The sequence below is a fragment of the Xanthobacter sp. NM-25 genome (assembly GCF_022138605.1).
In the GTDB taxonomy this organism is placed as follows: Bacteria; Pseudomonadota; Alphaproteobacteria; order Rhizobiales; family Xanthobacteraceae; genus Xanthobacter.
Map to the genome: position 1 here is coordinate 1,029,417 of NZ_JACBFS010000001.1, position 22,982 is coordinate 1,052,398.

Annotated in this window: 16 protein-coding genes and 1 riboswitch; of the genes, 7 read left to right on the plus strand and 9 right to left on the minus strand. The window is 69.0% G+C overall.

From position 1 onward, the window contains the following. Positions 1-142: 142 nt before the first annotated feature. Positions 143-724 carry a YqaA family protein gene (locus tag MEU52_RS04675; RefSeq protein WP_238119769.1) on the plus strand — a complete coding sequence of 194 codons (582 nt, stop codon included), beginning with the start codon at positions 143-145 and terminating at the stop codon, positions 722-724. A gap of 12 nt (positions 725-736) precedes the next feature. On the opposite strand, the gene MEU52_RS04680 is transcribed toward MEU52_RS04675, so the two are convergent. Then, positions 737-1,603: a hypothetical protein gene (locus MEU52_RS04680; protein WP_238119768.1), complete on the minus strand. Its 867-nt coding sequence runs from the start codon at positions 1,601-1,603 to the stop codon at positions 737-739. Between the two features lie 598 nt (positions 1,604-2,201). On the opposite strand from MEU52_RS04680, the gene gltB reads away from it, so the two are divergent. Beyond that, positions 2,202-6,905: a glutamate synthase large subunit gene (gene gltB, locus MEU52_RS04685; RefSeq protein ID WP_238119767.1), complete on the plus strand. Its 4,704-nt coding sequence runs from the start codon at positions 2,202-2,204 to the stop codon at positions 6,903-6,905. Positions 6,906-7,182: 277 nt separating this feature from the next. Continuing rightward, the gene (locus tag MEU52_RS04690; protein ID WP_238119766.1) at positions 7,183-8,604 is read left to right on the plus strand and encodes a glutamate synthase subunit beta; all 1,422 of its coding nucleotides are present in this window, start codon (positions 7,183-7,185) and stop codon (positions 8,602-8,604) included. 36 nt (positions 8,605-8,640) lie between these two features. On the opposite strand, the gene MEU52_RS04695 is transcribed toward MEU52_RS04690, so the two are convergent. From MEU52_RS04695 to MEU52_RS04705, 3 genes are all read right to left on the minus strand, one after another. Then, on the minus strand, positions 8,641-9,264 hold the full coding sequence (locus tag MEU52_RS04695; protein WP_443265970.1) for a superoxide dismutase family protein: 624 nt from the start codon (positions 9,262-9,264) through the stop codon (positions 8,641-8,643). A 146-nt stretch (positions 9,265-9,410) separates the two neighbouring features. Beyond that, entirely contained in the window at positions 9,411-10,598 is a 1,188-nt protein-coding gene (gene zapE, locus MEU52_RS04700; RefSeq protein ID WP_238119764.1) for a cell division protein ZapE, read from the minus strand. A 131-nt stretch (positions 10,599-10,729) separates the two neighbouring features. Beyond that, entirely contained in the window at positions 10,730-11,371 is a 642-nt protein-coding gene (locus tag MEU52_RS04705; RefSeq protein WP_238119763.1) for a glutathione S-transferase family protein, read from the minus strand. Positions 11,372-11,520: 149 nt separating this feature from the next. Here MEU52_RS04705 and MEU52_RS04710 point away from each other — a divergent pair, with 149 nt between their 5' ends. After that, on the plus strand, positions 11,521-13,749 hold the full coding sequence (locus MEU52_RS04710) for an FUSC family protein (RefSeq protein ID WP_238119762.1): 2,229 nt from the start codon (positions 11,521-11,523) through the stop codon (positions 13,747-13,749). An 11-nt stretch (positions 13,750-13,760) separates the two neighbouring features. On the opposite strand, the gene MEU52_RS04715 is transcribed toward MEU52_RS04710, so the two are convergent. Beyond that, a complete protein-coding gene (locus MEU52_RS04715; protein WP_238119761.1) occupies positions 13,761-14,879 on the minus strand; it encodes a 2'-deoxycytidine 5'-triphosphate deaminase in 1,119 nt (372 codons plus the stop codon). Between the two features lie 85 nt (positions 14,880-14,964). Further along, positions 14,965-15,046: riboswitch (SAM riboswitch) on the plus strand. A gap of 79 nt (positions 15,047-15,125) precedes the next feature. Between MEU52_RS04715 and MEU52_RS04720 the strand changes: the two genes are divergently transcribed. From MEU52_RS04720 to MEU52_RS04730, 3 genes are all read left to right on the plus strand, one after another. Beyond that, positions 15,126-16,352, plus strand: a complete 1,227-nt coding sequence (locus tag MEU52_RS04720) for an O-succinylhomoserine sulfhydrylase (RefSeq protein ID WP_238119760.1) — start codon at positions 15,126-15,128, stop codon at positions 16,350-16,352. Between the two features lie 131 nt (positions 16,353-16,483). Continuing rightward, positions 16,484-16,876 (plus strand): Co2+/Mg2+ efflux protein ApaG, encoded by a 393-nt coding sequence (gene apaG / locus MEU52_RS04725; RefSeq protein ID WP_238119759.1) that lies wholly within the window; start codon positions 16,484-16,486, stop codon positions 16,874-16,876. A gap of 201 nt (positions 16,877-17,077) precedes the next feature. Beyond that, positions 17,078-18,574 (plus strand): TrkH family potassium uptake protein, encoded by a 1,497-nt coding sequence (locus MEU52_RS04730; RefSeq protein ID WP_238119758.1) that lies wholly within the window; start codon positions 17,078-17,080, stop codon positions 18,572-18,574. 6 nt (positions 18,575-18,580) lie between these two features. Here the strand turns inward: MEU52_RS04730 and MEU52_RS04735 are convergent, their stop codons facing one another. From MEU52_RS04735 to MEU52_RS04750, 4 genes are all read right to left on the minus strand, one after another. Continuing rightward, the gene (locus MEU52_RS04735; protein WP_238119757.1) at positions 18,581-19,336 is read right to left on the minus strand and encodes an SDR family oxidoreductase; all 756 of its coding nucleotides are present in this window, start codon (positions 19,334-19,336) and stop codon (positions 18,581-18,583) included. Positions 19,337-19,449: 113 nt separating this feature from the next. Next, complete coding sequence (locus MEU52_RS04740; protein WP_238119756.1) at positions 19,450-20,574, minus strand: MFS transporter; 1,125 nt, start codon at positions 20,572-20,574, stop codon at positions 19,450-19,452. Beyond that, on the minus strand, positions 20,571-20,720 hold the full coding sequence (gene ccoS / locus MEU52_RS04745; RefSeq protein ID WP_238119755.1) for a cbb3-type cytochrome oxidase assembly protein CcoS: 150 nt from the start codon (positions 20,718-20,720) through the stop codon (positions 20,571-20,573). Before ccoS ends, MEU52_RS04740 begins: the two co-directional genes overlap by 4 nt. After that, a complete protein-coding gene (locus MEU52_RS04750; protein WP_238119754.1) occupies positions 20,717-22,924 on the minus strand; it encodes a heavy metal translocating P-type ATPase in 2,208 nt (735 codons plus the stop codon). The genes ccoS and MEU52_RS04750 overlap by 4 nt, the downstream gene beginning before the upstream one ends. Positions 22,925-22,982 lie beyond the last annotated feature (58 nt).

Below are 22,982 nucleotides of genomic sequence, written 5' to 3' on the forward strand. Positions count from 1 at the left end.
GGCGCGACACGACGGGCATTTCGGGGGCCACGCCGTTCAAGTAACAGGGGATCCGGTGGCGCCGTGCGGCCATGCGCCGGCTCTGCCTTTACTCCGCCGCGTCTGCCCCTTAAGCGGGGGCCACCTCCGCAGAGAACCCTTCATGCTCCGCAAACTCTACGATTGGGTGCTCGCCTATTCGGCGAAGCCCTCCGCTCCCTGGGCCCTGGCCGTGGTCTCGTTCGCGGAAAGCTCGGTGTTCCCGATTCCGCCGGACGTGCTCCAGGTGCCCATGACGCTGGCGCGCCCCGACAAGGCCTGGCGTTACGCGCTGATCGCCACCATCGCCTCGGTGCTGGGCGGGCTGGTGGGCTATGCCATCGGCGCCCTGCTCTATGAAAGCGTCGGCAAGTTCCTGATCAATCTCTATGGCTATGGCGACAAGGTGGATGCGTTCCGCGCCGCCTATGCCCATTACGGCCACTGGGTGATCCTGCTGAAGGGCCTCACGCCCATTCCCTTCAAGCTCGTCACCATCACCTCGGGCTTCGCCGACTACAATCTGTTCTGGTTCGTCGTGCTGTCGCTGATCACCCGCGGCGCGCGCTTCTTCCTGCTGGCAGCGGTGCTGCACCATTTCGGGCCCATGGCGCGCGAGTTCATCGAGAAGCGCCTCGGCCTCGTCACCCTCGGCCTGCTGGCGGTGGTGGTGCTGGGCCTGCTGGCGGCGGCCTACGTGGTGTAGGCCGCCCCTCGCTCAGTTGCCGGTGCCGCGCGACAGCACCGACGCCGAGCCGGCCGCCTCCGAGCCCGGCGTCGCCGTTCCGGCGGCCGGCAAGGCCGGCGCCACGGCAGGTACCGGCGTCACAGGCGCCGGCGACGCACCCGCTGCGACAGGCGCCGCCGAGGGGGCCGGCGCAACGCGCGCAGATGCGGAAGGCGCAGATGCGGAAGGCGCGGGTGCGGAAGGCGCGGGTGCGGAAGGCGCCGGCTGGAGCGCTGCGGACGCAGCGGGCTCACGCGATGCCGATGCCGAAGCCGCCGGCGCTGCGGATGGTGGTGCGGCCGGCGCGGCAATGGCCGGTGCGGGTGCGGCCGGACTGGTAAGCGCCAGATCCGCTTCGGCGGGCCGGCGCGGCGGCAGTGGCACCACCGGTGGCGGGCTCGCCGGGCGCGGCAGCGCGCCGTAGGCCGGCGGGGCGGGACGTGGTGCGGCAGAATCCACCGTCACGACCCGGCCGGTAAACGCATCCACCCGCAGACTCACCGGACCCTCCTCGTCGGTCGCCCGCAGCACATAGATGCGCCCCGCGAGGCGCGGCACCGAGACATCCCAATAGCCCAGATTGCGCACCAGCCGGCGCACCTCGCCGGGCGGCAGCATGCTGTAGGAGCGGATCGGCGGCGGCTCCTCATAGACGTAGGGCCGCTCATAGATAAAGGGCCGCTCGTAGGTGAGATACTGCGCCCGCGCCGCGCCGGAGCTGGCCACCGTAGCCGCCGCCACGCACAGGCCCATGCCGGCCGCGATGCCGCGCCATGGGGGCGACGCCGCAGGTCGCCGGGCCGGGTCCGCGCGATCACCGGAAAAGACGCCGCGCGCGGATGAAGAATAAGACGCCATGGACAAGATCACCTGCCTCAACGGGTTTGACGGCCGGAGAGGACATCATTCCATTGCGGCAGACGTGGGACTGGCGTGCGCGCCCCGCACGCCAGCGTGCTTCGGGCGATGCAGCGGCCGCAGAAACGGTCAACGGCCCCGCAATGAGCAGCCAATGTGCACGCCCCAGGCATCTTGAAACGCCATTGCGCCGCACCCACTCCGCCCGTACCGTTCTTTCGTCTAAGGCCCATTATGCGCAACATTTGGTCAGAAAGTTGAAATCTCCGCCAATGCGCCGCTTGTGAAACGTCCATTTTTCTGGCATCGTCCAAGCGATAGGGAAGCCGTGCTTCCCTATCTCCCGCATCCCAAGCCTGACAGAACGCAACGGACGCACGTCCGATGCGGTGATGACGGCCGGGGTGGCGTGGAAGTTGCAAAGCACGGAGTTGCGGATAGACCCATTGCGCGGTAGGCGGCGTCGCGGCAGTTTGGCGACACCACCGGTGCGTGGGCCAAACATGACCGGTGCGGGCGGATAATGCCAAGGCAGGGTGGAATTGACCGGCAGCGCGCGGGCGCGCTTTCGGCTCGACAAATGAAAAGGGACGACACGATGGCAGGTTCAGATCGCAAGGATGGCTGGAACGGAAGCGTGGCTCAGGGTGCCGCCGCCGTGAAAGGCACGGCGATCGTCGGCCGCCCGGCGCCGTTCGGCCTGTTCGACCCGGCCCACGAGCGCGACGCCTGCGGCGTCGGCTTCGTCGCCGACATCAAGGGCCGCAAGTCCCACAAGATCGTCGAGGACGGCATCAAGATCGTGCTGAACCTCGAGCACCGCGGCGCCGTGGGCGCCGACCCGCGCGCCGGCGACGGCGCCGGCATGCTGGTGCAGATCCCCCACAAGTTCTTCGTGAAGGAGGCCACGCGCCTCGGCTTCACCCTGCCCGAGCCCGGCCAGTATGCGGTCGGCCACCTGTTCATGCCGCGCGACGCGGAAGGCCGCGAGTTCGTGCGCGCCACCTTCGAGCGGGCGGTGGCCGAGGAAGGCCTCTCCCTCATCGGCTGGCGCGAGGTGCCCACCGACAATTCGTCTTTGGGCGTGAGCGTGCTGCCCACCGAGCCCCTGCACAGCCAGGTGTTCATCGGCCGCGGTGACTTCGCCGGCGACGAGGACGGCTTCGAGCGGCGCCTGTTCATCCTGCGCAAGGTGGTGTCGAACATCGTGTTCGGCGCCAACGATCCGCGCACCGCCGGCTATTACACGGTCTCCCTGTCGTGCCGGACCCTGGTCTACAAGGGCATGTTCCTGGCCGACCAGCTGGGCGCCTATTATCCCGACCTGCATGATCCGGATTTCGAGAGCGCCCTCGCCCTCGTGCACCAGCGCTTCTCCACCAACACCTTCCCGGCCTGGCCTTTGGCCCACCCCTATCGCATGGTGGCCCACAATGGCGAGATCAACACCCTGCGCGGCAACGTCAACTGGATGGCGGCGCGGCAGGCCAGCGTGGATTCGGAGCTGTTCGGCGCCGACATCTCCAAGCTGTGGCCCATCAGCTATGAAGGCCAGTCGGACACCGCCTGCTTCGACAACGCGCTCGAATTCCTGGTGCAGGGCGGCTATTCGCTGCCCCACGCGGCCATGATGCTGGTGCCCGAAGCCTGGGCCGGCAACCCGCTGATGGATAACGAGCGGCGCGCGTTCTACGAGTATCACGCCTCGCTCATGGAGCCGTGGGACGGCCCCGCCGCCATCGTCGCCACCGACGGCCGGCAGATCGTCGCGACGCTGGACCGCAACGGCCTGCGCCCCGCCCGCTACATGGTGACCACCGACGACACCATCGTTCTCGCCTCGGAAATGGGCGTGCTGACGGTGCCGGAGGAGAAGATCGTCACCAAGTGGCGCCTGCAGCCGGGCAAGATGCTGCTGGTGGACCTGGAGGAAGGTCGCCTCATTCCCGATGAGGAGATCAAGACCGAGCTCGCCCGCGCCAACCCCTACAAGGAGTGGCTGAAGCACACCCAGCTGGTGCTGGAGGAGCTGCGCCCGGTGGAAGCGCGCGAGGTGCGCACCGACGTGTCGCTGCTCGATCGCCAGCAGGCGTTCGGCTACACCCAGGAAGACCTGAAGCTCCTCATGGCGCCCATGGCCATCACCGGCCAGGAAGCGGTGGGCTCCATGGGCACCGACACCCCCATTTCGGTGCTGTCCAACAAGTCGAAGTCGCTGTTCACCTATTTCCAGCAGAACTTCGCCCAGGTGACGAACCCGCCCATCGACCCGATCCGCGAGGAGCTGGTGATGAGCCTCGTCTCCTTCATCGGGCCGCGGCCGAACATCTTTGATCTGGAAGGCACCGCCCGCCGCAAGCGGCTGGAAGTGCGCCAGCCCATCCTCACCAATGAGGACCTGGAAAAGATCCGCTCCATCGGCATGATGGAGGAGCGGTTCGACACCCGCACCCTCGACATCACCTACAGCGCCGAGAAGGGCGCCGCGGGGATGGAGGAAGCGGTGGCGCACCTGTGCGACCGCGCCGAGGCGGCGGTGCACGGCGGCTACAACATCATCATCCTGTCCGACCGCATGACCGGCCCCGATCGCATCCCGATCCCGGCGCTGCTGGCCACCGCGGCGGTGCATCACCACCTCATCCGCAAGGGCCTGCGCACCTCCGTGGGCCTGGTGGTGGAGACCGGTGAAGCGCGCGAGGTGCACCACTTCGCCTGCCTCGCCGGCTATGGCGCCGAGGCCATCAACCCCTATCTCGCCTTCGAGACCCTGCTCGCCATGAAGGACGAGATCCCGGAGGAGGTGGACGACAAGGAAATCGTCAAGCGCTTCATCAAGTCGGTGGACAAGGGGCTCTTGAAGGTGATGTCCAAGATGGGCATCTCCACCTACCAGTCCTATTGCGGCGCGCAGATCTTCGATGCGGTGGGCCTCAACTCGGCGCTGGTGGAGAAGTATTTCTTCGGCACCGCCACCACGGTGGAAGGTATCGGCCTTCCCGAGATCGCCGAAGAGAGCGTGCTGCGGCACAAGCTCGCCTTCTCGGATGCCCCGGTCTATCGCATGGCGCTCGATGTGGGCGGCGAATATGCCTACCGCATGCGCGGCGAGGACCATGCCTGGACCCCGGACACGGTGGCGACCCTGCAGCATGCCGTGCGCGGCAATGCCCAGGACCAGTACCGCGCCTTCGCCAGCATGGTGAACGCCCATGACGAGAAGCTCCTGACCCTGCGCTCCCTGTTCCGCATCCGCGAGGCGCAGGAGATCGGCCACGAGCCCATCGACATTTCCGAGGTGGAACCCGCCGCGGAGATCGTGAAGCGCTTCGTCACCGGTGCCATGTCGTTCGGCTCCATCTCGCGGGAGGCGCACACCACCCTCGCCATCGCCATGAACCGGATCGGCGGCAAGTCGAACACCGGCGAGGGCGGCGAGGAGCCGGAGCGCTTCAAGCCCCTGCCCAATGGCGACAGCATGCGCTCGGCCATCAAGCAGGTGGCCTCGGGCCGGTTCGGCGTCACCGCCGAATATCTGGTCAATGCCGACGTGATGCAGATCAAGGTGGCCCAGGGCGCCAAGCCCGGCGAGGGCGGCCAGTTGCCCGGCCACAAGGTGGATGCGGTGATCGCCAAGGTGCGCCACTCCACCCCGGGCGTCGGCCTCATCTCCCCGCCGCCGCACCACGACATCTATTCCATCGAGGATCTGGCGCAGCTCATCTACGACCTCAAGAACGTGAACCCCGATGCGGATGTGTCGGTGAAGCTCGTCTCCGAGGTGGGCGTGGGCACGGTGGCCGCCGGCGTCGCCAAGGCGCGGGCCGACCACATCACCATCTCCGGCTTCGAGGGCGGCACCGGCGCTTCGCCGCTCACCTCCATCAAGCACGCCGGCTCGCCGTGGGAGCTGGGCCTCGCCGAGACCCAGCAGACCCTGGTGGCCAACCGCCTGCGCTCGCGGGTGGCGCTGCAGGTGGACGGCGGCTTCCGCACCGGCCGCGACGTGGTGATCGGCGCCTTGATGGGGGCGGACGAGTTCGCCTTCTCCACCGCGCCCTTGATCTCCGCCGGCTGCATCATGATGCGCAAGTGCCACCTCAACACCTGCCCGGTGGGCGTCGCCACCCAGGACCCGGTGCTGCGTAAGCGCTTCAAGGGCACGCCCGAGCACGTCATCAACTACTTCTTCTTCGTCGCCGAGGAAGTGCGCGAGTACATGGCGCAGCTGGGCTTCCGGAAGATCGAGGACATGGTGGGCCGGGTCGACGTGCTCGACCAGCAGACCGCCATAGACCATTGGAAGGCCAAGGGCCTCGATTTCTCCAAGCTGTTCGCCAAGCCGGACATGCCGGCCGACGTGGGCATCCGCCACACCGAGCGCCAGCACCACCCCATCGAGAAGGTGCTGGACCGCAGCCTGATCGAGAAGGCCATGCCGGCGCTGGAGCACGGCGAGAAGGTGGTGATCGAGACGCCGATCCGCTCGGTGGACCGCTCCGCCGGCGCCATGCTCTCCGGCCAGGTGGCCAAGCGCCATGGCGGTGCCGGCCTGCCGGATGACACCATCCACGTCACCCTCACCGGCACCGCGGGCCAGGCGTTCGGCGCCTTCCTCGCCACCGGCGTCACCTTCGACCTGGTGGGCGAGGCCAACGACTATGTGGGCAAGGGCCTCTCGGGCGGGCGCATCATCGTCCGGCCGCCGGCCAACACCGCCATCATTCCGGAGCAGTCCATCATCGTCGGCAATACGGTGATGTATGGCGCCACCGAGGGCGAGTGCTACTTCCGCGGCGTCGCCGGCGAGCGCTTCTCGGTGCGCAACTCCGGCGCCATCGCCGTGGTGGAAGGCACCGGCGACCACGGCTGCGAATACATGACCGGCGGCGTGGTGGTGGTGATCGGCCCCACCGGGCGCAACTTCGCGGCCGGCATGTCCGGCGGCGTCGCCTATGTGCTCGACGAGGACAAGACCTTCGCCAAGCGCTGCAACCTGTCCATGGTGGACCTCGAGCCGGTGGAAGAGGAGGAGGACCTGCTGGAGCGCCTCCACCACCACGGCGGCGACCTGGAGTTCAAGGGCCGCATCGACGTCCACTCGGACATGTCGCGCCATGACGAGGAACGCCTGCACCAGTTGATCGCCAAGCACCTGCACTACACGGGTTCGACGCGGGCGCAGACCATCCTCGACAATTGGGCGGAGTATCGCTCCAAGTTCGTGAAGGTGATGCCGGTGGAATACCGGCGTGCCCTGCGCGACATGGAGAAACTGCGCGGCCTCGCCGCCGCGGAATAGGCGGGTCCCCCTCCCTGCCGCTCCCACCCGGGAGACGGTGGGGCGGGGCTGCCGCCAACGGCGGCGGAACAGCTCCGGTCAGGTCACCGCGCGCCGCGCATGCCCCTCCCCTCCCCCGCCTCGGCAACGCTCGCGGGGGGCTTTTCCAGCCAGGGTTGGGGGGGCTCGCCCGCGCGAAATCAGCCTCCTCAAGCTGTTCTAATTCTTGTAATGGAGCACGAGGCGCGCAAAAGCGGCGCGCGGCGCTCCCGCCACGAGGTTCGCCAAAGAGGTTCTTATGGGCAAGGTCACGGGATTTCTGGAGATTGATCGGCGCGAGCAGAAGTATCAGCCCGCATCGGACCGGATTCGCCACTTCCACGAATTCACCCTGCCGCTGCCCGAATCCGAGGTGGTGAACCAGGCCTCGCGCTGCATGGATTGCGGCATTCCCTTCTGCCACGGCCCCACCGGCTGCCCGGTGCACAACCAGATCCCCGACTGGAACGACCTCGTCTATCGCGGCGAGTGGGAAGAGGCGGTCCGCAACCTCCATTCTACCAACAATTTCCCCGAGTTCACCGGCCGCATCTGCCCGGCCCCGTGCGAGGAAGCCTGCACCCTCAACCTCGAGGACATGCCGGTCACCATCAAGACGGTGGAGCAGTCCATCGCCGACATGGGCTGGAAGAAGGGCTGGATCAAGCCCGAGCCGGCGAAGGTGAAGACCGGCAAGAGCGTGGGCGTCATCGGCTCCGGCCCCGCCGGCCTTGCCGCCGCCCAGCAGCTGGCCCGCGCCGGCCACGACGTGCATCTGTATGAGCGCGAGCCCAAGGCCGGCGGCCTGCTGCGCTATGGCATTCCCGACTTCAAGATGGAAAAGAAGCACATCGACCGCCGCGTGCAGCAGCTGGAGGCCGAGGGCGTCACCTTCCATTATGGCGTCAACGTGGGCGTCTCCACCCCGCTGCAGGAGCTGCTGGACCGCCACGACGCGGTGCTGCTGGCTGGCGGCTCGGAAGCCCCGCGCGATCCCAAGCTCACGGGCCAGGAGTTCGAGGGCGTGCATTACGCCATGCCCTATCTGGTGCAGTCCAACCGCCGCGAAGGCGACGAAGAGGTGCAGGAGCTGCCGATCCTCGCCGGCGGTAAGCATGTGGTGGTGGTGGGCGGCGGCGATACCGCCTCCGACTGCGTCGGCACCGCCTTCCGCCAGGGCGCCCTCTCGGTGACCCAGCTGGACATCCGCCCGGTGCCCCCCATGAAGGAGGACAAGCTGGCGGTGTGGCCCTATTGGCCCACCAAGTTCCGCACCTCCTCCTCCCAGGCCGAGGGCGCCGAGCGCGAGTTCGCCTGCGCCACCTTGGGCATCGAGGGCCGCAACGGCCGCGTCACCGGCGTGAAGTGCGCCCGCGTGGATGCCAAGCGCGAGCCCATCCCCGGCACCGAATTCGTGCTGCGCGCCGATCTGGTGTTCCTGGCCATCGGCTTCGCCCATCCCATCCACGAAGGGATGCTGGCGGACACCGGCGTCGCCCTCGACAAGCGCGGCAACGTGGCTGCCAATGACGAGGACTATGCTACCTCGGTGCCGAAGCTCTATGCCGCCGGCGACATGCGCCGCGGCCAGTCGCTGGTGGTCTGGGCCATCCGCGAGGGTCGCCAGGCCGCCCACGCCATCGACAAGGCGCTGATGGGCGCCACCACCCTGCCGCGCTGAGCGCGGCAGGGGTTTTTGCTGAGCGCAATCAGACGGTCAGGACGCCTTGAAGGCGGCGCAGCCCACCCGGGCACCGGCGCCGCCGATGGGCTGGCTGGTGTGGTCATCGGGGCTGGCGTGGATCACCAGCGCGAAGCCGTCCGCATCGAGCAGCCCCTTCGGACCCACAAGGCCGGTGGGGCTCGTCACTTCCGCATTCACCGAGCCATCGGCGGCGGCGAACACGTTCGCCAGATCGCCCTCGTCCGGCCCGTTGGGGTTGAGCAGGCCATGGGCCTTGCCGCCATGGTTCACATGGGCCTTGGAAGCGGCGAACTTCTCCGGGTCCGAGCAATCCGCCACCGCATGGAAGTGAATCCCGTGCCAGCCCGGCTGCACCGCTCCGGGCGCGAGCATGAGCCGCACGATGGTGACCCGCTCGGTGCCGGTGGCGGTCACCGCGCCGATGGGCTTACCCGCATTGCCGATCACCTCGGCCTTGGCCACTGTCGGCGCCGGCGTAGCAGGCGCAGCGGATTGAGCAAAACCGGTCGATGAGCCGACGACCGCGAGCACAGCTGAGACAAGCAACGTTCTTGAACGCATGGCAAAGCTCCCCTTCCACCGCCGCGAAACAGCCGCCGGATGTCGACGCATTGCGCGGCGCGCATCGCCGTTCATCCCAGGTCAGACGCAGTTCGGCAGACTGGAGCCTGCGCGCGCCTCAAGGCCTTTTCGCGACGGCGGCGGGTGGCCCCGGCGACGCGCAGGGTAGACAAGCAAGGCAGGCCAGCAGGGCACCGAGGGGCATATCCGTCGGCGGCCGGTCAGGTCTCCACCAGACCGGTGGTGTCACCGGAAGCGGAGGAATCCGGGCGGCCATGGGGCTTGGCGAGATATTCGCCGGAGCGCATCTCGTGCAGGCGGGAGACGGTGCGGGCGAACTCGAACGCCTCCGTGCCCTCGCTCGCCACATAGAGCCCTTCCGGCGGCGCCGCTGCGGAGGCGATCAGCTTCACATTGGCGTCGTACAGGGTGTCGATGAGGGAGATGAAGCGCTTGGCCTCGTTGCGCTGGTCCGGCCCCATCACCGGAATATGTTCCACCACCAGGGTGTGGAACATGCGCGCCAGGCTCAGATAGTCCGGATTGGGGCCGAGCGGCGCCTCGCACAGATTGGCGAAGGAGAAGCGCGCCGCTCCATGGGCCATCACCGGCACTTCCAGGCGCCGGCCCTTCAGCTCGATCCAGGAGGGCTTGCCTCCGCTGGGCCCGGCGAGCCGCAGCCAGGCGGCATCGATGGCCGCATCCGCCTCCGGCCCCAGCGGGGTGTACCAGGTGGAGAGGCCTTCCAGCTTCTCCATGCGGTAGTCGGTCCGCGATTCGAGGGAGAGCACCTTCATGCGCTCTTCAATCATGCCGATGAAGGGCAGGAACAGGGCGCGGTTGAGCCCGCCCGCATAAAGGTTCTTGGGCGCCACGTTGGAGGTGGCCACCACCACCACCCCGTCGGCGAACAATTTCTCGAACAGGCGGCCGAGGATCATGGCATCGGCGATATCGGTGACATGGAACTCGTCGAAGCACAGCACCTTGGCCTCGCCCGCCAGCGCCGCAGCCACCGGGGCGATGGGATCGGCAGCCTTGCGGTCGCCCGCCTTCTGCGCCTGGCGCTCCTTGAAGATGCGCTCGTGTACATCGCCCATGAAGGCGTGGAAATGGGCGCGTCGCTTGCCGGCGGGCGGCAGGGCCTCATAGAAGAGGTCCATCAGCATGCTCTTGCCGCGGCCCACCTCGCCATAGATGTAGAGCCCCTTGGGCACCACCGGTGCGCGGCGCTGGAACAGCCAGCCGAGGGCAGAGGATTTCCGCGCCAGGGCGCGCTGCCGCAGCTCCAGTTCCAGGCGGGCGAACTCGGCCACCACCGCCGCCTGGGCCGGGTCCTCGGAGATGTCGCCAGCGGCGAGCCGTGCCGCATAGAGCTCCGAAACCCGCGCCGTCGTCTCGCTCACCATGGCCCCATCCCCGCTTGCCCCGATGCCGCGCCCCTGCGCGGCCCGGGCCTGCTGTCGCGGCCGCGTGCGGCCGAGCTGTTCGTTCGGAAATGGGCTCTACTGCACTTCCGCCGCCAGTTGAAGCCCGCGGCTCATGTCGACGCGCAGGAGGAGGTGCGGCCGGGCATCAGATCATAAGGATGCATCCAGCCGGGCAAGGCGGCGAGGCGCGCGGCCCAGCGGGCGATATGGGGAAACGCATCGAGCTCCACGCCGGCCCGCTCGGGATAATAGATGTAGCCGGCCAGCGAGATGTCGGCGATGGTCGGGGTTGAGCCCACCAGGAAATCGGAGCGGGACAGATGGCCATCGACGATGCCATAGGCGGCCAGCGCCCGGGCGCGCAGGAAGGCGGTCAATTCCCCCTCGTCATGGCCCGACAGCCCCACCAGAAACCGCAGGGTGGCGAAGTAGCTGGTGAACTTGTGGTTGTCGAACAGGATCCAGCGCAGCACCTCGCGTCGCTCGGCCTCCCCGTCGGGCTTGAAGCGGCCGGTCTTGTCGGCGAGATAATCGAGGATGACGCCGGACTGGGTGAGCTTCAGGCCGCCGTCGTCCAGCACCGGCACCTCGCCCATTTCGTTCACCTTGAGGCGATAGGCGGGGGAGCGGGTTTCCCCCTTGAAATAGTCGACGAACACCGGCTCCCAGGGCAGGTCGCACAATTGCAGCATCAGCGCCGCGCGATAGGCGTTTCCGGATTCGGCGAAGCAATAGAGTTTCAAGGGCTGCACGCGCACTCTCCCGCAAGATATCGCCAGGTTAGCCTCTTCGTGACCATCGCGCACTGGACAGCCGCGGCGAACCATGAAATTTGGCCGCCGTCCCCGAGCCCCTGTGCCGGACCCGCCCGCCGCGAGTGACCCGAGCCGGACCCGCCACCATGTCCTCCCCGCCGCCGCCTCCCCACCGCCCGAAGAGCCCCTGGCTGCAGCGGCTCGCCGGCTGGCTCGCCGATCATGATCCCGGCGGCATCGATGCCACGCGGGCGGCCCATCTCGGCCTCGCCTTCATCATCGTGATCTTCTGCGGCCTCGCCACCTCGCGGACGCTGCAGCTCGGCATGGAGATCACCTTTCCCATGATGGCGGGCGCCGGCGCCCTGGTGATGATCTCCTTCAACCCCGCCGCCAGCCGCCGCGCCGAGGCGCGCACCATGGGGCGGCTGTTCCTCGTCTCGGCCACCTTCCTGGTGGTGCTGACGCTGATCGGCCCGGGGGATGGGCCGTTGGCCGCCATGGCGCAGAAGCTACTGCTCATTCCCCTGTCCTTCACCGCCCTGGTGCTGCGGCGCTACGGCATGGACGGCCAGCGGCTCGGCCTGGCGCTGATCGTGGTGGCCACGGTGGGAACCATTCTCAACCCCACCCGGTTCCAGGCCGCCTGCCTGCTGCTCGCCTTCTGCCAGGGGGCGATGGTGGGGGCGCTGCTGCGGCTCTCGCCGTGGCGCCCCTCGGCGGTGGCCGCCTATGTCCGCTCCACCATCGACATCCAGGATGCGGTGGCGGCCTATCTGCGGGACATGTCCGATGCGGTCCGCGAAGCCCGCCCGTTTCCCGAGGAGGCCGCCACGCCGCTGGAAGGCCTGCGGAGCCGGGTGTGGAACGCGCTCGCCAACGCCACCGCGGAAGACCCCGGCGCCCGCGAGGATTTCGAGGCGCTGCGCGCCAAATTCTACCGGCTGCGGGTGGCGGTGGAGCTTCTGGCCAGCTGCATCCCCCAGCACGTGGCCAACCAACCGGATTGGCGCGGCCCGTTCGCGGCGGCGGTGGACCATATCGCCCGCCGGCTGGAGACCATCCACATCAGCGACATCCAGTCGGAGGAGCGGTTCGAGCGGGCGGTGGCGCTGCTGCGGGAGCGGGCGTTTTCCCCGGAGCTGCCGCCCGAAGGACGATTCGCCCTGCTGCGGGCGCTCACCGCGTTCGATCGCCTGTCGCTGGTCATCACCGGCATCGCCGCCGCTGAAACCGCGCCGTTCCCGCCGCCCCACCCGCATGAGACCGAGGTGCAGCTGCCGGCGCCCCGGCCGATCCCGCTCCTGGAGCGGGCGGCCGATGGCGCGGTGCGGCTCTCCGCGCCGCTGAAGGTGGCCTGCCAGGGGGCCATCGCCACCTCCATCACCACCAGCCTCGACCTGGGGTTCCACCTCAGCCACGCTTATTGGGCGACCATGACGGTGATGTTCGTCATCGGCAACAGCGTCGGGGAAACCTATATCCGGGTGCGCTATCGCGTGCTCGGCACACTGGTGGGCGTCATGATGGGCATCGGCGTGTTCCTGGCCCTTGGCCAGCGCATCTGGCTGCTGGCCGGCCTGTGCATGCTGGCGCAGCTGACCTCCATCGTCACCCAGAAGGACCGCTACGACGTGGCTTCCGCCGCCGTCGGCTTTTCCGTGGTGCTGGGCCTGCACATCATCGACGGCCTGGGGGCCCAGGGCATGCTGGCGCGCATCTACGAGACCGCCATCGGCGCCGGCATCGCCCTGCTGGTCTCCTATGTGGTGCTGCCGGTCTATCTGACCGACCAGCTGCGGCCGGAGGTGCGCGCCATCCTGGTCCGCTGCCGCGACGCCTTCGCCAGCTGGTGGCCCCGCCCCGGCACGCCGGTCAGTCTCGCCCCCCTGGCCCAGGCGGTCCGCCAGCTCGGCAATCGCGTGCCGCATCTGGGCGCCGAGCAGGTGTTCGGACATTCCGCCGGCGATGCCGCCAACATCGTCTCCACCCTCGACGTGCTCACCACCTATCTGGCGCTGCTGGAGGACATCTCCCACCGCCTCGCCGCCAGTGCCGCCAAGGACGAGGTGGTGGCGGTGGTGGAAGCGGCGCGCTCGCGCACCCTCACCGCCTTCGAGATCCTGCTGGGCCAGGGCGGCGCGGGGGGCATGGCGGCGGCGGCACCGGCGGTGGATGCCGCCATCTCCACCGCCCTCACCTTGGCCGATGACCCGCAGGTGAAGGGCACGCTGCCGCTGGTGGCGGACTATCTCGCCTATTCGGAAACCCTGCTGCGGCCGTTGCGCGAGCTGCGCACCGTGCTGTCCGACGACACCCCCTGGCGCAAGGAGCACACGCTGGCCGCCAGCACCGTGCAGATGACGCCGCCGTGACCGGCCAAGCCTCAGAGGCTCGGCACGAACGGCTTGAAATGCTTGGACAGCTTCAGCCCCTGCCCCTGGTAATGGGAGCGCATGTCGGCGCCATAGAGGGTCTGCGGCCGCCCGGCCATGCGCTCATAGACCAGCCGGCCCACGGTCTGGCCGTGCTCCAGGATGAACGGCACCTCGCGCGAGCGCACCTCGAGCACCGCCCGCGCGCCACGCCCGCCGGCGGCGGGATTGCCGAAGCCGGGGTCGAAGAAGCCGGCGTAATGCACCCGGAATTCCCCCACCAGCGGATCGAATGGCACCATCTCCGCCGCATAGTCCGGCGGCACGTGCACCGCCTCGCGGGAGGCGAGGATGTAGAAGGCGTCCGGATCGAGCACCAGATTGTGGCTCGGCCCCCGGGCCCGGATGGGCTCCCAGAAGTCCTCCACGTCCAGCACCCCGGCCCGGTCCACGTCGATGACGCCGGTGTGGCGCTTGGCGCGGAAGCCCTGCAGGCCGCCCAGGGCATCACCGGCCAGGTCGACGCCGAGGGCGATGCCGCCGGCGGCCACATCCGGCTGCGACGCATCCACCAGGCAGGCTTCGTTCTGCAGGTTCAGCAGTTCCAGGTCGTTGAGCCGGGCGACGCCACGGCGGAACCGCACCTGCGACAGCCGCGACCCGGTGCGCACCAGAATCGGGAAGGTGCGCGGCGACACCTCCAGATAGAGCGGGCCCTTGTAGCCGGCCGGAATGGTATCGAACGCGCGGGCGCCATCGGTGATGACGCGCACGAACACGTCGAGCCGCCCGGTGGAGCTCTTGGGATTGGCGGCGGCGGCCAGATCCAGCGGCAGCTTCAGCCGCTCGAACAGCTCCACCACATAGACGCAACCGGTTTCCAGCACCGCGCCATTGCTCAGATCGAGCTTGTGCAGCGCCAGTTCGGAGAGCCGCTCCTCGACGCCGACACCGGCGCCCGGCAGGAAGCTGGCACGCACCCGCCACGCCACCCGTCCCAGCCGGAGATCAAGGCTGGCGGGCTGGATCTGATCCACATCCAGCGCCTTGCGGCAGGCGATGGCCCCCTGGGCCTTGAGGGCCGAAATGGCCTCGGCGGGAAGGATCCCCGGCTTCAATAACTCCGCCACGCGCCGTCCTCACATCCGCTTCGCCGGCCCCCTTGTTCGATTTATCGAACGAATTCCTTGACGCCAAGGGGACACCGGCATTAGTGATCCTGCTCGTGGTCAATTTGAGCCGGCCGGCTTGCAGCCACGTTAAAGCGAACTTGCTAAAAGGCCGGGGATGAGCGGATCGACGCACCGCATGTGCCGTGAAGACGCGGCCAAATGCAAGGTGTCTCACGCAATATCCCCTCGGCCGTGGAGACTGCCATGTCGTCCGGTGCGCCCGCCAAGACCCCGACCACCTTCACCCCCGCCGACCCGCGGACCCTGCACCCCGAGACGCGGCTGGTGCATGGCGGTACCGCCCGTTCGCCGTTCGGCGAAACCTCCGAGGCCATCTTCCTCACCCAGGGCTTCGTCTATGACAGCGCCGCCTCCTGCGAGGCGCGCTTCACCGGCGACGAGCCCGGCTTCGTCTATTCCCGCTACGCCAACCCCACCACCTCCATGTTCGAGGAGCGCATGGCGCTGCTGGAAGGGGCCGAAGTGGCCCGGGCCACCGCCTCCGGCATGGCGGCGGTGAACGCGGCCATCCTGTGCCAGGTGAAGGCCGGCGACCACGTGCTCGCTTCCCGCGCCCTGTTCGGCTCCAGCCGCTGGATCCTGGAGGAGCTGCTGCCGCGCTTCGCGGTGGAGGTGACCCTGGTGGACGGCACCGACATCGAAGCCTGGCGCGCCGGCATCCGCCCCAACACCCGGGTGTGCCTGCTGGAGAGCCCCACCAACCCCACCCTCGACATCGTCGACATCGCCGCGGTGGCCGAGATCGCCCATGCGGTCGGTGCCCGCCTCGTGGTGGACAATGTGTTCGCCACCCCGCTGCTGCAGCACCCGCTGGAACTGGGCGCCGACGTGGTGGTCTATTCCACCACCAAGCATGTGGACGGACAGGGCCGCTGTCTGGGCGGCATGGTGCTGTGTTCCCGCAAGTTCATGGACGAGGAGCTGCAGGTGTTCCTGCGCCAGACCGGCCCTTCCCTCTCGCCCTTCAACGCCTGGGTGATGCTGAAGGGGCTGGAGACCCTGGCCATCCGCGTCGAGCGCATGCAGGCGAGCGCGGCCCGCATCGCCGATGTGCTGGCCGAAGACCCCCGCGTGGAAAAGGCGCTCTATCCGTTCCGGGCCGATCACCCTCAGGTGGCGCTGGCGCGGCGGCAGATGAGCGGCGGCGGCACCCTCGTGACCTTCACCATCGCCGGCGGCAAGGCGGCCGCCTTCCGCTTCATGGATGCGCTGAAGGTCATCCGCATCTCCAACAATCTGGGCGATGCCAAGAGCCTGATCACCCATCCGGCCACCACCACCCACCAGCGCTTCACCCCCGAGGCCCGCGCCGAGATGGGCATCAGCGATGGCCTGCTGCGCCTCTCCGTGGGGCTGGAGCATCCCGACGACCTCGTCACCGATCTCCTCCAGGCGCTCGACGCCATCTGAGGCCAACGGGAAGGGTGCGCGGCTCGGCGCCCCGCGATATGCTGCCCGCGTTTGATTGCACGCGAGCTGATCGCGAACTCATTTTTGGCTGCGGGGGCGCCAGCCCCCGCCTTGAGGGGAGCTGAGCGGGGATGTACCGCGCCATTACTCGGCAGATCCAGGTCACCGCCACGCCGCGCTACGTGGCGGAACGATCCGAGCCGGACCAGAGCCGCTATTTTTGGGCCTACACCATCGAAGTCGCCAACCTCGGCAACGAGACCGTGCAACTGAAGGGCCGCCACTGGATGATCACCGACGCCAACGGCCATGTGGAGGAAGTCCACGGCGCCGGCGTGGTGGGCGAAGAGCCGGTGCTGCCCCCGGGTGGCCGGTTTGAATATACGAGCGGCGTGCCGCTCACCACCGCTACCGGCATCATGAGCGGCAGCTATGACATGCTGACCGAGGGCGGCGAGCGCTTCTCCATCGAGGTGCCCGCCTTTTCCCTCGACGTGCCCGATGTCCGCCGCATCCTGAACTAGCCGCGCCACCGTGCGGGGCCGACGCTTCGGCCCCGCACCTTTGCCGTCGCACCCAGCGGCGTGTCGCAACCCGCCGCGCGAGGCTCCGGATCGCTTCAGGCTTCGCGCGCATGAGAAAATGCACTAATCCTTGCGCAGCGCCCGCGGCGCACCGGGCACGGCGCGGTGACGCAGCAGGCGGGGACAGGCAGGCGGGGGCACATGCACGCGGCGCGTATTCCGACGGTCGAGGCGCAGGCGCTTTCGGTCCTCAATCTGCGCCCAGTGGCGGCGACTCTCGGCATTCTCCTGGCGATTCTCGGCGCCGCCATGCTGCTGCCGGCGCTGGTGGACCTCGCCGCCGGCTCGGGCGGCCAGGGCGCATTCGTCGGCTCTGCCGCCGTCACCATTTTCGTGGGCGTGCTGCTGTGGATGTCCGGCCGCGGCTCCGGCATCCAGAAACTGGATCTGCGCCAGGCCTTCCTGCTCACCGCCTCGGTGTGGGTGGTGCTGACCACCTTCGCGGCGCTGCCGCTGATGTGGGGCCACGCGCAGCTGACCTTCACAAAGGCCATGTTCGAGGCCATGTCGGGGCTCACCACCACCGGCGCCAGCGTCATGTCGGGGCTGGATGCCCAGTATCCGGGAATCCTGCTGTGGCGCGCGCTGCTGCACTGGTTCGGCGGCATCGGAATCATCGCCATCGCCATCGCCGTGCTGCCGGTGCTGTCCATCGGCGGCATGCAGCTGTTCCGCACCGAATCGTCGGACAAATCGGAAAAGTTCCTGCCCCGCGCCGGGGCCATCGCCAAGGGGCTCATCACCGCCTATGTGCTGCTCACGGTGCTATGCGCCGTGAGCTTTGCTCTGGCCGGCATGGGCACCTTCGATGCCATCACCCTGGCCATGTCCACCCTTTCCAGCGGGGGCTTCGCCAATTCCGATTACTCATTGATGGTGTTCAAGACACCGGCGGTGGACTATGTCGCCATCGTGTTCATGCTGGTGGCCGCCCTGCCGTTCCCGCTCTATGTGCGGGCCCTCAATGGCGATGTGCGGCGGCTCGTCACCAATCCCGAGGTGCGGGTGTTCTTCACCATCGTGGCCCTGTTCACCGCCGCCTCGTTCCTGCAGCAGACCACCCAGGGCATCGCCAGCGGCGAGACCGCCTTCCGCGGCGCCCTGTTCACCGTCTCCTCCATCATCTCCACCACCGGCTTCATGTCGGTGGACTACACCAATTGGGGGGCGCTCTCGAACGCCATCTTCTTCGTGCTGATGTTCGCGGGCGGCTGCACCGGCTCCACCTCCGGCGGCCTGAAGGCCATGCGCATCGCCATCACCGGCAAGGCCATCCGCCAGCATTTCAAGCGCATCGCCTTTCGCCACGGCGTGTTTCCCATCCGCTACGGTGGCGCCTCGGTGAGCGATGACGTGGTGGCCTCGGTGCTGAGCTTCGTGTTTCTCTACTTCGCCACCTTCATCGTCGCGGCGCTGACGCTGAACCTGATGGGGCTCGACCTCATCACCTCATTCTCGGCGGCGGTCGCCTGCCTCGCCAATGTGGGTCCCGGCCTTGGCCCGGTGGTGGGCCCCTCCAGCAATTATGCCAGCCTGCCCGACCCCGCTTTGTGGGTGCTGGTGCTGGCCATGATGCTCGGACGGCTGGAAATCCTCACCGCCCTGGTGCTGCTGCTGCCGCGCTTCTGGGTGCGCTGACGCCGCTCAGAAATGGGCGAGATAGCCGCCGTCCACCGCCAGCACGGTGCCGGTGACGTAGGACGCCGCAGGCGAGGCCAGAAACACCGCCGCCCCCGCCACTTCCTCCGGCTTGCCCCAGCGGCCGAGCGCCGTACGGCGCGACAGCCACTCGCCCACCGCCTGGTCGTTGGCCAGCTCGGCGTTGGGCGCGGTGAGGAAATAGCCCGGTGCGATGGCGTTGACCGTGATGCCGTGCGGCCCGAGATCCGCCGCGAGCGCCCGCGTGAAGGCCGCAAGCCCGCCCTTTGCGGTGGTGTAGGCCGCATCCCCCGCCCGCGAGAGCGGCCCGGCGATGGAGGTGATGTTGATGATGCGGCCGCCCGCGCCACGCGCCACCATGCCCTTGGCCACCTCCCGCGTCACATGGGCCGGCGCCAGAAGGTCCAGCTCCACCATGCGGTGAAAATCCGCCGCCGGCATGTCGAGAAAGGCCCGCCGGTCACGCACCCCGGCGTTGTTCACCAGGATGTGGATGGGCCCGAGATCCGCCACCGCCGCGCTCACCGCCGCCGGATCGCACACATCCAGCACCAGCGGCGAGGCGTGGCCGCCGCGCTGGATGATGGCGGTGACGGCGGCCCCGAGCCGCGCCGCATCCCGCCCGTTCACCAGCACATGAGCGCCGGCCACCGCCAGGGCGGCGGCGATCTCGAAGCCGAGGCCGGCCGCCGAGCCGGTCACCAGGGCCGTGCGACCGGAGAGCGAAAACGGATGGGTCACGGCAGGGCCTCCGGCAAGGGCAGGAAAAGAATGGAAGACGCCGCCGCCCGCGACGCCCTGGCGCCGCCCGCGCGCAGGGCCTCAGCCGGCGCGGCGGCGCGCGCCGACGCGGTTCAGAACAAAACCCCGCCCGAGGCGGCACCGAGGATGGCGCAGGTGAACAGCACGCCATCGTGCAGCGCCAGGGCCAGCCGGCTGGGCCGGCCGGCGCGGTAGATCCAGGCGGTGGCCCCCACCGTCGCCACCGACCAGCCCGCCCCCACCGCGATGAGCGCGGCGGTGATGGTGGCCGGCGTATCCTGCCATTGCAGCGGCACCGCCGCCGCCACCAGCGCCAGGCCCAGCACCGTGAGCATAGCGGGCGGCACCCGGTCGCCCACCAGGGCCAGCGGCACCGCCGGCGCATACATGGCCGCCACGTGCAGCGCGATGAAGCCGAACACCGCCGCCTCGCCGATGCCGCAGCCCACCAGGGCCAGCGGCGCGCCGGACATCACCGCGTTCATGCCGAACCAGGTGAGCGCCCCGAGCAGGGTCGGCGCCACGATGGCCTTCAAGGGGGCGCTGGTCTTGGGCCGGAACACCGGCGGGGGATCCGGCGCCAGGGTCACCGCCACCCCGAGGGACAGCGCATGGGCGAGGGCGGCAAGGCCTGCCGCGCCCACCAGGAAGAAGGGCGCCACCAGATCCTCGGCGAGGCCCGCCAGGGTGGGACCGGCCAGGGCCGCCAGCACGCCGCCGGCCAGTACGCCGGCGGTGGCCGCCGCCGGCCGGCCGCTCGCGGCCGCCGCCTCATGGCGATAGAAGAAGGAAAAGCCCTGCGCCATGCCCAGCCACAGGGCGCCGAGACAGGCCCAGGCGAAATTCCTCTGCAGCAGCGCCATCACCAGCATGGCGCCGCCGGCGATGCCGAGGGAGGCGCCAAGGGCGAAGCCGGTGCGCCGGCCGAATGCATCCCGCAGGAACGAGGCGGGGAAGGAGGCCAAGGCCGCGCCCAGCAGCATGGCGGCGAACGGCCAGGTGGCGAATGCCGGCTGCGGCGCCAGCTGCGCACCGGCCAGCGGCAGCGCCGCCGAGGCCACGGTCTGCGCCAGCACGGCGAAGGCGAAGCCCAGGGCCAGCCCAAAGGTGGGAATGGCCCGCGGGCCATTGTCGTTCGCCGGCGGTTCGAGCTGCGGGTCGCAAATGCAGACCAGCATGCCCGCGCGGGGTTCGGCGATCTCGGCCTGGCGCCTCATGTCTTCAGATCATCATCCTGCAGGATGCGCACGGCGGCGCCATCCAGATCGTCATATTGGCCGCTCTTGAGGCTCCACAGGAACGCGAGCAGACCGATGAAGCCCAGCAGCAGCGCCGTGGGAATGAGAAAGACGAGGACGTTCATGCGAGCACCTCCTGCGCGGGTGTGGCGTCCGTCGCCTCATCCTTGCGCCCGCCCCGCGCGGCGCGCAAGGCATTCACCGTGACCAGGATGGACGAGCCGGACATGGCCAGCGCCGCGATCAGCGGCGTGACCACCCCGGCGATGGCCAGCGGCACCGCGATGATGTTGTAGACGACGGCGAGGCCGAGGTTCTGCCGCATCAGCCGCGCCGCCACGCCCGCCCCTTCCACCGCCGCCTGCACCGGCCGCAGCCGGCGGCCGAGGAAGACCGCATCCGCATGAGCCTGGGTGACTGCCGCGCCCGAGGCCGGCGACAGGGACACCGTGGCCGCCGCCAGCGCCGGCGCGTCGTTGAGCCCGTCTCCCACCATCAGCACCTTGTGGCCGGCCGCCTTCAGCGCCTCCAGGGCGGCAATCTTGTCCGCCGGCTTCATGCCCGCCTTGGCGTCGGCAATGCCGAGCTCGGCCGCCACCGGCGCCACCGCCTCGGCCCTGTCGCCGGAGAGGATGCGCAGCCCCAAGCCCCGCGCGCGCAGCGCCTCCACCACATCCTTGGCATCGGGCCGCAGCGCCTGTTCCACGCCGATCACAAAGCCGTGCATCCCGTAGCGGAAGGCGATGAGGGAGACGTCTGACGGCAGGTGATCGGGGGGCGCCACGGCGCAGAAGGCGAGCGAGCCCAGTCGCGCCTCCTGGCCATTCACCTGGGCCGTCACCCCCTGGCCGCTGACTTCCGTCACATCCGCCAGCGGGCCGCCCGTGGCGCGGGTCGCCACCACCCGCGCCAGCGGATGATGACTGGACAGGGCCAGTTGCCCGGCCAGCGCCACCAGCCCGGGCGCGACGCCCGGCGGCAGCCGCAGCCGCGGGTCCGGCAGGGTGAGGGTGCCGGTCTTGTCGAACACCACCGTATCCACTTCGGCGAGGCGCTCCAGCATATCGCCGGCATTGACCAGAAGGCCGGCGCGGAACAGCCGGCCGGTGGCCGTCACCTGCACCGCCGGCACCGCCAGCGCCAAGGCGCAGGGGCAGGTGATGATGAGCACCGCCACGGCGATCATCACCGCAGTGTGCAGGCTGGCGCCGGCGATCAGCCAGCCCACCAGGGACAGCAATGCGGTGAGGTGGACCATGGGCGCATAGAGGCGCGCCGCCCGATCGGCAAGGCGCATGTAGCCGCCACGCGCCGCCAGCGCACCGTCGAGCAGGCGCTGCACCTCGTCCACCAGGGTGTTCTGGCCGCCGGCGGTGACCTCCACCTGCAGCGCCCCCTCGCCATTGAGGCTGCCGGCGAACACCTCCGCCCCCGGCTTGAGCGCGCGCGGCAGGGTTTCGCCGGTGACAAGGCTTTCGTCGATGCTGGAGAGGCCGGCCACCACCCTCCCATCGGCACCCACCCGCTCGCCCGGGGCCACCAGGATCACGTCGCCGGGCACCAGCGCCTGCACCGGCACCCGCACCGGCGTGCCCGCGGCATCCAGCCGATGGGCCATCTCGCCGCGCAGCGCGGCGATGTTGCCGGCCATGGCCCGGGTGCGCCGGCGCGCCTCATGGTCGAGATAGCGGCCGGCCAGAAGGAAGAACAGCAGCATCAGCGCGCTGTCGAAATAGGCGTGAGGCTGGCTCATGGCGGTCTCGAACACGCTCATGGCCAGCGCCAGGGACACGCCGATGGTGATGGGCACATCCATGTTGAGCTTGCCCGAGCGCACCGCCCGCAAGGCGCTCTGGAAGAACGGCTGGCCGGCATAGGCGGCCGCCGGCAGCGCGATCAGCGCCGAGATCCAGTGGAAGAAATCCCGGGTCTCCGGGGTGATGTCGGTGACGTTGCCGGACCACACGGAGATGGACAGCAGCATCACATTCATGGTGGCGAAGCCCGCCACCCCCAGGCAGCGCAGCAGCCACTGGGCACGCCGGGCCTCCTCTTCCTCCACCCGCCCGGTGAAGGGATGGGCGCGATAGCCGAGCTGCTCCAGCTTGTCGACCACCTCCGCCGGCGAGCCCTCGGCGCTCCAGGCCACGGAGAGGCGATGGGTGGTGTAATTGAGGCGGGCCCGCACCACGCCGGGCAATGCCTTCACACCCTGCTCGATGTCGGCGATGCAGGCGGCGCAGTCGATGCCGTCGATGGCGAGGCTCATCTGCGAGAGCCCGTCGTCATCCTTGGCCACGAAGATGGAATAATCGACCGCTTCCGCCATGTCCCGTTCCAGCGCTGCTCCTCTTCCGCCGCCCGTTCGCCCGAGCGCGCCGCACCTT

What these genes read in the sequence shown, in the direction of transcription:
- MEU52_RS04675 (WP_238119769.1), top strand. Translation starts at nt 143, where the DNA reads ATGCTCCGCAAACTCTACGATTGGGTGCTCGCCTATTCGGCGAAGCCC.
- MEU52_RS04680 (WP_238119768.1), bottom strand. Translation starts at nt 1,603, where the DNA reads ATGGCGTCTTATTCTTCATCCGCGCGCGGCGTCTTTTCCGGTGATCGC.
- gltB (WP_238119767.1), top strand. Translation starts at nt 2,202, where the DNA reads ATGGCAGGTTCAGATCGCAAGGATGGCTGGAACGGAAGCGTGGCTCAG.
- MEU52_RS04690 (WP_238119766.1), top strand. Translation starts at nt 7,183, where the DNA reads ATGGGCAAGGTCACGGGATTTCTGGAGATTGATCGGCGCGAGCAGAAG.
- MEU52_RS04695 (WP_443265970.1), bottom strand. Translation starts at nt 9,264, where the DNA reads ATGAACGGCGATGCGCGCCGCGCAATGCGTCGACATCCGGCGGCTGTT.
- zapE (WP_238119764.1), bottom strand. Translation starts at nt 10,598, where the DNA reads ATGGTGAGCGAGACGACGGCGCGGGTTTCGGAGCTCTATGCGGCACGG.
- MEU52_RS04710 (WP_238119762.1), top strand. Translation starts at nt 11,521, where the DNA reads ATGTCCTCCCCGCCGCCGCCTCCCCACCGCCCGAAGAGCCCCTGGCTG.
- MEU52_RS04720 (WP_238119760.1), top strand. Translation starts at nt 15,126, where the DNA reads ATGTCGTCCGGTGCGCCCGCCAAGACCCCGACCACCTTCACCCCCGCC.
- apaG (WP_238119759.1), top strand. Translation starts at nt 16,484, where the DNA reads ATGTACCGCGCCATTACTCGGCAGATCCAGGTCACCGCCACGCCGCGC.
- MEU52_RS04730 (WP_238119758.1), top strand. Translation starts at nt 17,078, where the DNA reads ATGCACGCGGCGCGTATTCCGACGGTCGAGGCGCAGGCGCTTTCGGTC.
- MEU52_RS04740 (WP_238119756.1), bottom strand. Translation starts at nt 20,574, where the DNA reads ATGAGGCGCCAGGCCGAGATCGCCGAACCCCGCGCGGGCATGCTGGTC.
- ccoS (WP_238119755.1), bottom strand. Translation starts at nt 20,720, where the DNA reads ATGAACGTCCTCGTCTTTCTCATTCCCACGGCGCTGCTGCTGGGCTTC.
- MEU52_RS04750 (WP_238119754.1), bottom strand. Translation starts at nt 22,924, where the DNA reads ATGGCGGAAGCGGTCGATTATTCCATCTTCGTGGCCAAGGATGACGAC.